The organism is Microcystis sp. LSC13-02, from assembly GCA_002282935.1.
Classification (GTDB): domain Bacteria; phylum Cyanobacteriota; class Cyanobacteriia; order Cyanobacteriales; family Microcystaceae; genus Microcystis.
Genome location: MTBT01000211.1, coordinates 11507 through 24885, shown reverse-complemented (window position 1 = coordinate 24885; position 13379 = coordinate 11507). Strand labels below are relative to the sequence as shown.

At 41.6% G+C, this 13379-nt stretch carries 9 protein-coding genes and 1 pseudogene; 3 read left to right on the top strand and 7 right to left on the bottom strand.

All coding sequences use genetic code 11. The features are described from left to right. Positions 1-87 precede the first annotated feature (87 nt). The 4 genes and pseudogenes from BGL89_RS13015 to BGL89_RS13000 all read right to left on the bottom strand — a co-directional run bounded on the left by BGL89_RS13015 (position 88) and on the right by BGL89_RS13000 (position 6146). Positions 88-795 carry a response regulator transcription factor gene (locus BGL89_RS13015; protein WP_286826062.1) on the bottom strand — a complete coding sequence of 236 codons (708 nt, stop codon included), beginning with the start codon at positions 793-795 and terminating at the stop codon, positions 88-90. A 167-nt stretch (positions 796-962) separates the two neighbouring features. After that, positions 963-3584: pseudogene (locus BGL89_RS13010) on the bottom strand (ABC transporter substrate-binding protein). A 32-nt stretch (positions 3585-3616) separates the two neighbouring features. Then, complete coding sequence (locus BGL89_RS13005; RefSeq protein WP_286826061.1) at positions 3617-4981, bottom strand: DUF1822 family protein; 1365 nt, start codon at positions 4979-4981, stop codon at positions 3617-3619. 16 nt (positions 4982-4997) lie between these two features. Beyond that, entirely contained in the window at positions 4998-6146 is a 1149-nt protein-coding gene (locus tag BGL89_RS13000; RefSeq protein ID WP_286826060.1) for a sigma-70 family RNA polymerase sigma factor, read from the bottom strand. 244 nt (positions 6147-6390) lie between these two features. Between BGL89_RS13000 and BGL89_RS12995 the strand changes: the two genes are divergently transcribed. The 3 genes from BGL89_RS12995 (at position 6391) to BGL89_RS12985 (ending at position 9323) form a co-directional block, all read left to right on the top strand. Further along, positions 6391-7485: a fatty acid desaturase family protein gene (locus tag BGL89_RS12995; RefSeq protein WP_286826059.1), complete on the top strand. Its 1095-nt coding sequence runs from the start codon at positions 6391-6393 to the stop codon at positions 7483-7485. Positions 7486-7616: 131 nt separating this feature from the next. Beyond that, positions 7617-8150 carry a CDP-diacylglycerol--glycerol-3-phosphate 3-phosphatidyltransferase gene (gene pgsA / locus BGL89_RS12990; RefSeq protein ID WP_286826058.1) on the top strand — a complete coding sequence of 178 codons (534 nt, stop codon included), beginning with the start codon at positions 7617-7619 and terminating at the stop codon, positions 8148-8150. A gap of 222 nt (positions 8151-8372) precedes the next feature. After that, the gene (locus tag BGL89_RS12985) at positions 8373-9323 is read left to right on the top strand and encodes a calcium-binding protein (protein WP_286826057.1); all 951 of its coding nucleotides are present in this window, start codon (positions 8373-8375) and stop codon (positions 9321-9323) included. Positions 9324-9534: 211 nt separating this feature from the next. On the opposite strand, the gene BGL89_RS12980 is transcribed toward BGL89_RS12985, so the two are convergent. The 3 genes from BGL89_RS12980 to BGL89_RS12970 form a co-directional block, all read right to left on the bottom strand. Next, positions 9535-11784 (bottom strand): PBP1A family penicillin-binding protein, encoded by a 2250-nt coding sequence (locus BGL89_RS12980; protein WP_286826056.1) that lies wholly within the window; start codon positions 11782-11784, stop codon positions 9535-9537. A gap of 169 nt (positions 11785-11953) precedes the next feature. Continuing rightward, entirely contained in the window at positions 11954-12478 is a 525-nt protein-coding gene (ilvN, locus tag BGL89_RS12975) for an acetolactate synthase small subunit (RefSeq protein WP_002732118.1), read from the bottom strand. A gap of 114 nt (positions 12479-12592) precedes the next feature. Continuing rightward, positions 12593-13207: a LapA family protein gene (locus tag BGL89_RS12970; protein WP_286826055.1), complete on the bottom strand. Its 615-nt coding sequence runs from the start codon at positions 13205-13207 to the stop codon at positions 12593-12595. Positions 13208-13379 lie beyond the last annotated feature (172 nt).

The window sequence follows — 13379 nt, the reverse complement described above, 5'->3', positions numbered from 1 at the left end:
TGATAACTGATAACTGATAACTGATAACTGATAACTGATAACTGATAACTGATAACTGATAACTGATAACTGATAACTGATAACTGATCAAATGTCATCCTCAAATTTATAACCGACACCGACTACGGTTTTGATAAAGATAGGATTAGCAGGATCGGGTTCTACTTTTTTGCGTAAGCGTCGGATATGGGTATCTACTACCCTTTCATCGCCAAAAAAATCATTTCCCCAGAGATTATCGATTAATTGGGTACGACTCCAGACGCGATTGGGATAACTGACAAAGGTAGCTAATAAATTAAATTCTAAGGTGGTTAAATCGAGGGTTTCCTCTGGCATTCCCTCCAATTTACGAAGAGCAGAATGTTGATCTAAGTCGATCAGAAAATGACGGCTGCGATGGAGTTGTTGCGGTTGACTATCGTGTCTTAAACTACGTCTTAATAAGGCTCTTACCCGAGCGGTTAATTCCCGGGGACTAAAGGGTTTTACCATGTAATCATCGGCTCCTGTGGATAAACCGATAATGCGATCGATTTCTTCTCCCCTAGCGGTTAACATGAGAATATAGGGGTCTTTATTTCCGGGTTTTTGGCGAATTCTGGCACACAATTCTAGTCCATCTAATTCGGGTAACATTAAATCTAAAATAACTAAGTCTGGTTGCTTTTGATAAAATAGTTCTAGTCCTACCCTACCATTATAAGCCAGATGACAAGTAAAGGATTCCCTCTCTAAAGTTTGCTGAATCAAATGGGCGATTTCAATTTCATCTTCGATAATAACGATATCCATAAGTAAGTAGTTATAATTTAATTGAAGATAGATTTTGCCTTTGATTCCCCCTGCCCCCCTTAATAAGGGGGGTGCGGATGCCCCCTGCTCCCCTTAATAAGGGGGAATCTGACGATTTTTAAAACCTACCTACTTAGGCATATTTTAACATATTAGCTATTCATTTCTTACTCAAGCTTGAACATTGAAATAATTGTAATTTTTGAGACTTTTTGGGGGGAGAGTTGGCAACTCTCCCGACTGTGGTGGACAAATTGACCCTTTTTGACCTGTAGAATCAAGTAGCGGCGATCATCAGGATTATTGTTCATGTTGCGGACACCATTCTCATCGAATCTAACAGTGCCAGTCATTCCTTCGATAGAAAAATCGTTTCTTAAAACTTGATTTAATAATTCTCGATCGAATTTTTATCCTTGTTGGTATAACTTTCGCAAAGCGGTGAGGATAACTTTGGTCGCATCGTAGGACATGGGAGTGCGCCAAACATTGATCTTATTTTGCCAAAAACTCTGGATATAATTATCTTGTTTGAGATCATACCAAGGCACGGTGATAACTAAATTTTCTACTCCTTGTTTACCTTCTGCAAGGGTGAGATAACTTTGAAAAGTGGGGGAACCTAAAATCACTAAGTTTAACTTTTCTGCGGGACGTTGCTTAAAGATACTGACGGCTCTTTTCAGATCATTAACATAGGGAGCAACCATGAGAATATTTACTTGATATTGAGCAATTTTTTGATAAATTTCTTGTTCACCTAAATTAATTTTTGGTTCGATATTGCAGTCAAAATCTTCATCTTTAACGAATTTTTGAAACTGCTGACCGAGGAGAATGTTTTTATATTTGTTAGCAAAGTTATAATTATCTCCAGAGCGATTGTCGTAACAAATTAAATTAGTGGGGTTTTGGATAATTAGCTTGTCAGTTTGTTCGCGGATGTATTCACTTAAGGTTGTGGCAAAAGTTTCCATATCGGGAACCATCTTATACATATAGCCATTGCCAGAGATTTTCGAGGAAAAGCTGGTGGGAGATAGAGCAACAATTTTCCCTTGTACATACCTCTCTTTGGCCGCTTCACTAGCAGCAGAAGCATTATGACCAACCACTGCTATAATTGACGGATCTTTAACAAATTTTTCGGCTCGATCTTTGGCATCTGCGGCGCTATTATTATCATTAGCGACCACTACCTGTAGAAAGTGAAAATCGGGGTTTTTGGCCTGTTCATCGTTTAACTCCTGTTGGAATAAAGCAATACCTCGTAAAATTTCCTGAGCAATTTCTGGATTATTACCAAGAGGAACACTGGTGGCAATTTTTAAGGGATTTCTGTCTTGATAGGCCGCACGAGCGTTATTATAATAGATGCGAATCTCTGGATTATTGGGCAAGCGATCGAGGGATTGTTTAAAAAGCTGAATTGCTTGTTTATATTCTTTGTTTTTAAAAGCTTGTCTTCCCTGTTCAAGACTGTTATCTTGTCGGTTAGTCTTTAATAATATTTCTTCACCTAAGCTAATTTCTGGGTATTTACTAGCATCATCGGAAAATACTCCTCCCCAATATAAAACTGATAAAGTTACCAGAAGACTTAAAATAAATAACAGAGCTTGTTTCCAGCGAATAGATAGACGTAATGGCCTTTTATTTTTAGGTAAAATCAACGGTGGTTCTTCAGGATTTTCTATCAAACGAGGCAGCAAAGAAGAACTAGCAGCATCCACCGCAAATCCGTGTAATTTTAAGTCTTGTCGAGCGATTGTTAAGGATTCTTGTAGGGATTTATGTCCAAGAAAATTGGGAAGAAAAACTTCTAGAAATCTCAAAGCAACCCGCACGGCGATCGGTTCTTTCATAACAATAATATGGGGTACTCCGATATTAGCCAACTGACGACCAATACCTAACCCATCGCAGGAATTACAGATAACAAGTTTTAATCCTTTTTTAACAGCTATTTCTAGGGAATTTCTTAAGTTATGTTCTGGAAATAAAGCCGTATCATTATCAAGGATAAAAACTCCATCGTGACCGTCACTACTGGTTTGACTATGACATAAATAAACTACAATATCCCATGGATTTTTGATCAACTCATTGTGAATATTGATCGTTGAAAGAGGAACTTTTGAACTAGGACTTAATATTTGCATAGAAACCTTATCTTGGTTTCCTAGTACCTTTTGCAAACTGGATAAACACAGGGAAGTATGCTTGTTTTCGATGTCAATATTGCCCAAAATTACTAAAACCTTAATCGGAGAAGTAAGGTTAATTATCGGGGTTATCGGGGGATTTCTCTGGATAGTAAGAGCAATTTCCACATCAGGACACCATTCGTGTAAAAAATTCCAAGACTCCCAGGGAATTTGTTGTAAATCAAAGTGGGTAGTTTGGATAAAAAATCTTACTTCTGACTCAGTACCTATATGGAACAAGATATGATTTTGTATCGAACTCAGATAACTAGAATTTAGCCATTCATTTAAGCTATCTTTTAAAGTTTTAGTGGCTTTTCTGAGGTTGTCTCTAGGATCACCTACCGCTGCATGGGTGATCATGCTATGAGGAACGGTAATTCCTAAACTGGGTTGACTTTTTACCCAATGATAATAAGCTCGACGATAATTTTGCAAAGCGTCAGCAATGTCAAGGTTAGGGACTAATTTACCCTCGGTAAAAGGTGCTATCAAGAGATGATTGTCACGAATTTCTAGAGTGACGGAAAATCCCGTTGCAAAATTTCCCTCCCCAATTTTCAGAATCACAACTCTGCTCATGTCTCTACCCTTGACATTTTCTGCTATCTCTATTAAATCCTAAACTGCTCGGTAATGCTACTGTCCCCTAAACTTAGGTTAACATTAAAGCGATCGTCGGCATCAGCTAGAAAATAAAGTTGCAGATAGCTATCTAAGGGTTTCTCCCTTGCTCTTGCTTCTAAACTGGGGATTAATTGGCCTATTTCATCGCTAATTTGCAAAGATAAACCGGGGGGTAGCTTGGCAAAATTGTCCATGGCATAGGCACGAATTAAGACAGCAATTCTCTGGTTACTGGTTGATAAAACTCCTACCATTAAAGCGATTTTATGTCCCATTAATTGACTACCCACATCGAGCATTTTACGGATAGCAGCATTGGGATAATGAGGATCGATATTCCAGAGATATTCGGCCGCTTGCCAGCGAATAGTTTCATCTTGGGTTTGATGTTGTAGTTTTGCTAAAGCTTCCTCTGGGGTTAAATGTTCCGAAAATTCCACCTCTTTTTGACTAGCATACAGTTGTCTAATTCCTCGCTGAATATCTGTCGGAGATTCTCGGCTGCTGATTTTTTCAGCAGCCAACAAAAAACCCGGATTAATTGGACGATAATTGTCGATAGTGCTGAGGATTTCCTGCCATTTCTCTGTAATAATTACCTGCAACCATTGACTAAGTTTGGTGGGGATTACCTCTAAACGCTGCTGATAAAGTTTTTCTCGCCATTGTTGATTATTCAACAAAGCTAACCACTGCTGACAACTAATATCTAATCTCGGAGAATAGGGGGAAACTTGACCTAACTTTTTAATTAAATTTTCTGCTGTTGCTGGCGATAACTTTGCTAGAGATTCCAGTTTTCCTTTTTCACTCTCTCCCTCTAAACAACTCTGCCAAAGAATATCTAAATCATCAATAATTTGCTCACTTTCCAAATAATATTGATGGTAAATTGGATCGTATTCTGCGAGATTTTTAACATCTTTTCTGGATATAAAACCCCAGATATTGAGGAATTTTTCTGCTAAATCTACCTGCACCCCTAGATAAAAATCTGCCGCTAAATCGGGAATATCAACCCATTCTTGCTCTATTGTCAATCCCTCAATGTCAATAGTTTGACTGGGAATAGTAGTCACTTTTTTGTCTTGAATTTGCCAGGTAAACCCGTTAATAAACTCCCAAAGATACTGATGGTTTTTAGGTGTTGTTTGAAGGGAAAAATCAAGATTATCTTTCAGCCAATTGCTTAAGCATATTTGGACTAAGTAATTAATCAAAGCCTGATTTTTGGCGGTTTGATTCGAGTATTGACCGAGAATCGATCGAGCTTGCTTGATCTCTGTTTCCGAAAAAGTTAGCCAAAGGGATTTCGGGTTAATTTGTTGCAAAATATCGAGGTTGACTTTCATGGTATCTCCTAACAGATTAGATTTGAGTTAAGTAGGACTGACAAAAATATTCCAGATAAGCATCGATCTCTTGTTTTTGCCGAGATTGTAATTTAATCTCATTTAACAAACTAGGACAATCTTTGCCTTCCCTTGCACAGAGTAGCTGATAAAATTTTTTACATAATTGGGTTATTTCTCGACTAATAGTAGATGAGTGAACTCCCAATCGATTAGAGATCTGTGCTTGCGTCATCTTTTGATGATAGTAACAATAGACAATCTGTTTAACTTCCTCCTCTTGAGTGATCAGTAACTTCTTAATATCTTCCTGGATTTCTTGCTGTTGTAGTAAGTCTTGACTTTGCTTCTTGCTGGGGAGATTGTCCCAAAAGTAATTGCTATTATCGTCATAATTATTAGGCTCAAATTTAGAGTAAGGAGGATCGATATGATTACGCATTATCTCTCCTATTTGATTGAGTTTTGCTTGCACTTCCTCCACGGTGAGAATAACTTGCGGTTGTAACTGCTGTAGGCGATCGATTACTTGTTGCCAATCCTCCTCTTGCCACTTATCCAATGATCTAAGAGAAGCTTTTTTAACCTCTCGAAAACAGTTAAATATTAGCAGGTAATTCTCGGTAAAGATACCCGATGTTCGTAAAATTTTTTGAATTTTATTCGCACTAAAAAGACTGACTATACCGAGATTAGTCCTACCAATAGTTTTATACTCTCCTCGCAGGAAATTATAGAGAGTATTTCTCAATTTTTTATCTGTCCATTTTTCTAAGATTAAGCGAAAAAATCCCGGGTTGGTCTTGTTATCCTGAAAATTACCGTAAAAATTGCTAGGATTATTGATAATTGCCGTGGCAAGCAAATTCAGCAAATAGTAGAATAGGGTTTCATAATCAGCATCGATCCGATGGCCAACATTTTGATAGACCCTTTGAGTTACTATAGAGGAACGATATTGTAAAAAAACCATCCAATGAGACTTGACTAATTGGTTATTAGGCTCATTCTGTAACCATTGCCATAGATCAAAATACACCGCTTCATCATTGGCCACGCTTCCAGCGATCGCATCGATCGATTTTCTTAATTGTGGCACTTCGCACCAGAAAACTCGATCGCCTTCAATGGCTTTAATAGTAGTACAAAAGTACCCAACGCTCATTTCTATCACCGGCTACAGGTATCTGATATCTGATTAGGTAAAAACCGAGGATTTTCTGCAAGAGTAGCCAATAAATTGAGCGATTCCCTTGCCAAGCGCACCTCTTTCTCTGACAATAGATGAGGGACTGATGAGAAATTATCAGTTATGCTGAGACAGCCTTAGCAAACCAGTAAAAGACTCATAAATTAACTCTGAGCTGCCACAAATTGCTGTCATATCAACTTCTAGGACAAAAATAGGAATGCGAGTAACTTTTACCGAAAATCAGGGTTTTAGAAAGGAATTGAATAAACGGGTTGATGCTTATTTTACCGAAAACGGCATCCCCACCAGAGATAATTTTGCCATGTACCTGAAGACGATCACGATTTTAACCTGGGTAATTGCCGCTTGGCTATTTGTGCTTTTTGGTCCGGATATCTGGGTGCTAAAAATTATTGGTTGCATGGTTTTAGGAGGAGGATTAGCAGGGATTGGTTTTAGCATTGGTCATGATGCTAACCATGGCGGCTATTCTAGTAAAAAATGGGTTAATTCTCTCCTTGGCATGAGCTACGATTATATCATCGGTACTTCCGGTTATCTCTGGCGTTTTCGTCATAATTATCTCCATCATACCTACACCAATGTTTTAGGATACGATGTGGAAATTCACGGCGATGGTGTCGTGCGAATGACTCCCCATGCCGAGCATAAATGGTATCATCGTTATCAACATTTATTTATCCCGATTCTCTACGCTATAATTCCTATATATTGGTCATTCTCCGATGTGCGATCTATCCTCTTTTGTAATCGTTTTGGCGAGATTAAAATTCCCAATCCTAAACCGATAGATCTATTCGTTTTATTGAGCGGAAAATTTGTTTATCTCTTCTGGTTTATTGGCATTCCTCTCTTAGTTGGTTATAGTCCCCTAGAAATAGCGATCGGTTTTCTCATTGTTTTTATGACCTATGGAGTGCTTGCCTGTCATGTATTTATGTTAGCTCACGTTTTGGAACCCGCCGAATTTATTCAACCCTCGGCAGCTAACCAAATCGAAGACGAATGGGCAATATTTCAAGTGCGAACTACCGTAGATTTTGCACCTAAAAATGTCTTTTTAAATTGGTATTTAGGGGGATTAAATTATCAAGTCGTTCACCATCTTTTCCCGCAAATTTGCCATATTCACTACCCTAAAATTGCCCCAATTTTAGCGGAAGTTTGCCAAGAATTTGGCGTTAATTATGCCGTTTATCCCACCTTCTGGGGTGCTTTAGCTTATAATTATCGTTGGCTCAGACAATTAGGCAATAAACAAAGTAATTTTGATCTCAAATTAGCCAGCTAAAATCAGTTATCAGTTATCAGTTATCAGTTATCAGATGTAAGTTTTAAGTTAATTAGTTAGTTAGTTATCTTTATCTTTATACCTGCTCACTGTTTACTGCTCACTGTTTACTGCTCACTGTTTACTGAAAAATGAACCTACCCAACTCGATTACCCTATCGCGACTCTTGGGACTGCCATTAATTTTATACTGGTTGCACCAAGGCACAGAAATCGATCGCTGGTTAAGTTTAATTATCTTTCTGATTGCCGCTAGTACCGATTGGCTCGATGGTTATATAGCGCGAAAATTCAATCAAATCACCGAATTAGGTAAATTTCTCGATCCTTTGGTCGATAAATTGCTGGTTCTCGCTCCCCTCTTAGCTCTGATTGAAATGGATTTAATTGCTGCTTGGGGAGTGTTTTTGATTCTTGCTCGCGAATTAGCGATCGCTGGTTGGCGGATTAATCCGAATTTAACGGGAAATAGCGACATAAAAGGGGCTAATTGGTGGGGAAAAAGCAAAACAGTCAGCCAAATTATCGCTATCGCTCTCTTAATTGCTCCCTTGCCTTCTGAATATAACTTAATTTCTCAGATTGCCTTTTGGCTATCGGTGACATTAACTTTAATTTCTGGCGTGATTTATATCACACCCAGCCGAAAATTAACCCAAAATTGATAAAAACTTGACCATTAACAACAATTCAGAAAACAAGCCCAGAAAAAAAGGTTGCATTTTTTTCTTGGTATATAATAATTGGGGAGAAGATTGTCAAAATCCTCAAGTACAAACATATCATTCAAAGAAAAAACTATGGCCGACACTATTACCATATCTTTTAACAACGCCACCATGGGCGTTAGTTTCACAGTTGGTCAATTTACAACAGTTGCCCAGTTCTTGGACGCCAATCCTAATGCCCCTATTTCTCTGCCGACAACAGCCACTGGTACATATAATCTCACTTCCATTGGCGTTTTCGGTGACGGCAATACGGTTTGGAGATTATTCAACGGAACGACTGGTGCTGTTAGCTCAACCCTTTCCGGGTACAAGACAGCCTTTTCTGAGAACTTTTCCCTAGCAGCAGCTACCAATACCTTTGTTAGATCTACGGTTGGCGGCACTCATATACTAAAAATCAACCCCAACGGTCCTTCGTACACGAAAGCAGCAGGTACGACACCAATAAATATCGACCCTATGCCCATGGATGGTGAAACTACGATCTCACCACTCTCCAACTTGGCTCCCTATTTCATTACAGGTAGTGCGTTCAACGATACCCTAAATGGTGGACCTGATAACGACACCCTAAATGGTGGCGATGGAAACGATAGCCTAAATGGTAACAATGGTGACGATAGCCTAATCGGTGGCAATGGAAACGATACCCTAAATGGTGTCTCGGGAAGCGATACCCTAATCGGTGGCGATGGAAACGATAGCCTAAACGGTGGTGCGGGAACCGATACCCTAATCGGTGGTGATGGAGACGATAGCCTAATCGGTGGTGTGGGAACCGATACCCTAACCGGCGGCGCTGGTGCTGACCGTTTTGCTTACACTGCTACCAATCAGGGCGTTGACACCATCACCGATTTTACCATCGCTGACGGTGATCTTCTGGCATTTACAAGCGCTCAATTCGGTGGATTGCCTCTCGGTACTTTGGCTTCTAACCAATTAGCAGCAGTCGAAAATAACATTGCCAGATTTATCTACAATCCTGGTACTGGCCTTTTACAGTATGACTCAAACCTTGCCGCTACTGGTAGTCTGCTCGGAATCGCAACCCTTACTGGTACGCCAGCGCCAGCTATCACCAATAATCAGATTGTCATTGTCTAATCTATCCCTGTCCCTCCACTGCGGTGGGTCGGGCAATTGTGGATTTTTGGGCTAAAATCAAGCCACCAGAAATAGTCTCTGCGGGTGTGTTAGCTAGGGCTAGGACACCCTTATTACTTTAAAGCAGTTATCTTAATAGTGAGGTACAAAGTCTCTGGTTTTAGGGAACTCTGGAATAGGCAACGGGAACAGTAGCTTAGTCCTATTGGGATTAGTTTGGTGTAGTGATTAACTGACGGTGATAATCGCCCCATAACTTGGCTGCCTGTTGACTGCTGCCCGCAGTGGGAGAATTATTATCATTACCTAACCAAATGCCCGTCACCCAGTCGCGAGGGGGAAGATAACCGATAAACCAAAGGTCCACATAATTATTCGTAGTTCCCGTTTTACCCGCTTCTCCCATGCCAATACTGGCAGCGCCGCCTGTACCATTAGTTATCACCCCCCGCAATAGGCTATTCATCGTCTCGGCGGTTTTAGGGGAGATTACCTGCTGATTTCTATCGCTATCTTCGCCATAGTCATAAATAACCCGACAAGTACTCAAATCCTCCACATTTTTACAGTCGGAAGCGTCGAGAATGCGTTTAATGGCGTGGGGACGATTCCAGCGCCCGCCATGGTCAAAAACCGCATAAGCGCCAGTCATTTCCAAGACATTTACCTCGCTTTGCCCTAAAATTAGCCCTGGTACAGGATTTAAAGGTGATTTGACCCCCAAACGTTCCGCCACATTGACCACATTACTTAATCCTGCCTCGCGAGCAATGCGAAGGGCGACACTATTTTCCGATCGCGCTAAACCTTGAAACATATTGACCCCCCCGCTACTACGTTCACAGGGAGAATAGGCTTGTCCTTGCCAAGAGAGTCCAGCGCAGGTATAGGTTTTATAGGGCGATATTCCCTTTTCCAAGGCGGCAGCATAAGCAAATACCTTAAAAGTGGAACCGGGTTGACGTTTAGCTTGGATAGCGCGGTTAAATTGACTTTTTTGATAATCAACTCCCCCGACTAAAGCGAGAATTTCCCCAGTTTGACCGTTTAAGGTAACTAAAGCCCCTTGGGAGTAACGATAGCGGGGTCCTTGGTTTAAGACATTATTTTTTAAGCTTTTTTCTGCGATCGCTTGCAGCCGGCGGTCTAAACTGGTTTCAACGATAAAATTGCCCTCTTTAGCCACTTCTTCCCCTAAAAGCTCCTGTAATTCCTCGAAAACGTAACTATAAAAATATGGTGCAATCGTACTAGATAGGGATTTTTTGGCTTGGGGACTGATTTCAATGCGGGATCTGCGGGCGCTGGCCGCCGCTTCTGGGGAAATCATCCTTAATTCGGCCATGCGATCGATGACAAGATTGCGATTTTTTACAGAAGTGTCGTAATCTTGAATGGGATTAAATCGATTCGGGGCGGGTAACATAGCCACAAGAGTAGCAGCCTCGGAGATATCTAAATCTCTAGCGGATTTATCGAAATAAAAGCGGGCCGCATCTTCAAAACCGTAACCGGCCAGACCGAGATAAACTCGATTGAGATAGGTTTTGAGAATTGTATCCTTACTATAGACCGCTTCTAATTGTAAAGCGACCACAGCCTCCCGGAGTTTGCGATCGGCAGTATTTTGGCGACCGACTTCCGGGAATAAACTACGCGCTAACTGTTGAGTCAGGGTACTGGCCCCTTGACGGCCCCGACCTTGCCAATTAATCTTAATTGCCCGGACAATCCCCAAAGGATCAACGCCAAAATGCCAGTAAAAACGACTATCTTCGGAAGCGACAACCGCCTTGGTCAAATAGGGAGAAAAATCGCCCAGATTATCTAATTCTCGGTGAGTTTCCTGTCCCATGGGATTGAGGGAAGTTTGACCATCCCTAGGGTAAACCACCACCGGACCGCTCACCCCAGAAGGGAGTGGATAAACATTCACTCTGCGACTTTCCCAGATAACCGCTAAAACTAATAAACCGAAAATACCACCCGCACCATAGAAACCATAGCGCAAAAGTCGCGCCCACAGGGGAGGGGGACAGTAATAGGATATGGTGACACAATTGGCTAAGTCTGGGGGGGCCAGGGTAAAGGTATCACCATGACGCAGGGAAACGCTTTTGAGACGACGTTTACCCATATAAACCCCGTTAGTGGAGTTTTCATCTGTGAGCAGGAAATGATGGGGATTTTTTGGGTCACGCTGGAGGGAACAATGAATCTGACTCACCACGGTGTTACGGATAGTAATATCACAGGAACTGGAATTACGACCCAACAAATAGCGATCGCCGATAAGGGGATATTTGCTTTCCCCGCTGCCATTCTCGTTTTTCAGGCGTAATTCGGGAACCCTCGCCCCTTTTTTGAGATTTACGGACTGAAAATTCACCTTTCCTTGCAATTTCTGCACGGCAACGGTGACAAGTTGACTAATTTGGGTTTTCGGCGACTGGTTAGACATAGTTTTTATCAGGGGATGGGGGATGGGGGATGGGGGATGGGGGATGGGGGATGGGGAATGGGGGATGGTGAAATGGGGAATTTCAACTAAAACCCTAACATCCTAAAACCCTAAAACCCCAACACCTTAACACCCTAAAACCCCAATTCCCAATTCATACCCAATATCCCTAAATTGACATTTTAGCCTCTAAAGCTTTGAGGTATTCCGTATTGACTCCCGACTCGCGAATCAGGGCAATTTTACCGGTACGGGCCACCTCGCGAACGCCAAATTTATTCAGCATCTGCATAATCGCCACCATTTTACCCGGATCCCCCACCACTTCGATGGTCAGGGTTTCCTCGGAAATATCCACAATCCGCGCTCGGAATACCTGCGCTAATTCGATCACTTCGGCCCGGCGCTCGGCGGTAGCATTAACTTTAATCAGCATTAATTCCCTTTCCACACAAGGGGTTTGGGTGATATCCTGCACCTTGAGGACGTTAATTAATTTGTAAAGTTGTTTGGTTAACTGTTCGATGCTGTCCTCGTCTCCCGGTACTACCATCGTAATCCGAGAAACTCCCATCTGTTCGGCCGGACCCACGGCCAGACTTTCAATATTAAAGCCGCGACGGGCGAATAATCCAGCAATACGGGTTAAAACTCCCGCTTCATCTTCAACTAATACGGATAATGTGTGTTTCATGGCGCTCTGTCTACATAACCTAGATTTAACCATTTTGACACTCCCCGCTCTAAAGAGACGGGGATTCTTGGTTCACAGAGATTACTTGCTTAGACAGAATTGCTTCTGTCAAAGTTAAATCCACTCTTCTTCATCCGCTTTGTTTACCTCCCGATCTTCGTTTTGATCTTGGGCAGGGGGCGTAATAATCCGATAATTGACATCGTAAACTTGATCGGCCTTTTCCCCGCGACTCTGTTTGGCTGTGCGGTAACTATAGGAATAAACCGAGTCAGTTTGAGAACTGTCCTGTGGAGGCTTGACAAAATTCGTTTTTTCCCCATCAGCAACCCTAGGCGGGAATTCTTCCCGATCCTGAATGGTAGTCGGTTTTTCGGGGGGTGCATCAAAATTCCAATCATCACCGCTATCTCTTTCCCAATCGTTACCCGGTGGAGACGCAGCAGAATCTTGAATATAGGTAGGTCGGGGAGATGGGGGTGAGACTTTAGGATTATTGGCTATAGGAGGGGAGGCTTTTGGGGCAGCCAAAGGACGACCAAAACTATAGAGAAATTGCAGGGTTAAACCACTGATAATTCCCGCTAGGGTGAAAAGTAACACCCAGACAGCTAGGGGCAGTTTTACCGTCATAATACCGCCAAAAAAGACCAAAGTGATCACCCCCAGATTCTGCCAGATCAGTAATCCGCCCACAGCGATCGCAAATAAGACCATAATCCAGCCCATTTTTACCTCCCTTGATTCAGTGATCAGTGATCAGTAAACAGTGATCAGTAAACAGTAAACAGGTACAAAGATAAAGATAACTAACTAGGGTCTGCTGAATAATGGTAAAACCCTTTTAAAATAAAGCTTTTGACCTGTTAAAGTCCGATGTTAGTGCAAGAAAATAGGATTG

What these genes read in the sequence shown, in the direction of transcription:
- BGL89_RS13015 (WP_286826062.1), bottom strand. Translation starts at nt 795, where the DNA reads ATGGATATCGTTATTATCGAAGATGAAATTGAAATCGCCCATTTGATT.
- BGL89_RS12970 (WP_286826055.1), bottom strand. Translation starts at nt 13,207, where the DNA reads ATGGGCTGGATTATGGTCTTATTTGCGATCGCTGTGGGCGGATTACTG.
- pgsA (WP_286826058.1), top strand. Translation starts at nt 7,617, where the DNA reads ATGAACCTACCCAACTCGATTACCCTATCGCGACTCTTGGGACTGCCA.
- BGL89_RS13005 (WP_286826061.1), bottom strand. Translation starts at nt 4,981, where the DNA reads ATGAAAGTCAACCTCGATATTTTGCAACAAATTAACCCGAAATCCCTT.
- BGL89_RS12995 (WP_286826059.1), top strand. Translation starts at nt 6,391, where the DNA reads ATGCGAGTAACTTTTACCGAAAATCAGGGTTTTAGAAAGGAATTGAAT.
- ilvN (WP_002732118.1), bottom strand. Translation starts at nt 12,478, where the DNA reads ATGAAACACACATTATCCGTATTAGTTGAAGATGAAGCGGGAGTTTTA.
- BGL89_RS12980 (WP_286826056.1), bottom strand. Translation starts at nt 11,784, where the DNA reads ATGTCTAACCAGTCGCCGAAAACCCAAATTAGTCAACTTGTCACCGTT.
- BGL89_RS13000 (WP_286826060.1), bottom strand. Translation starts at nt 6,146, where the DNA reads ATGAGCGTTGGGTACTTTTGTACTACTATTAAAGCCATTGAAGGCGAT.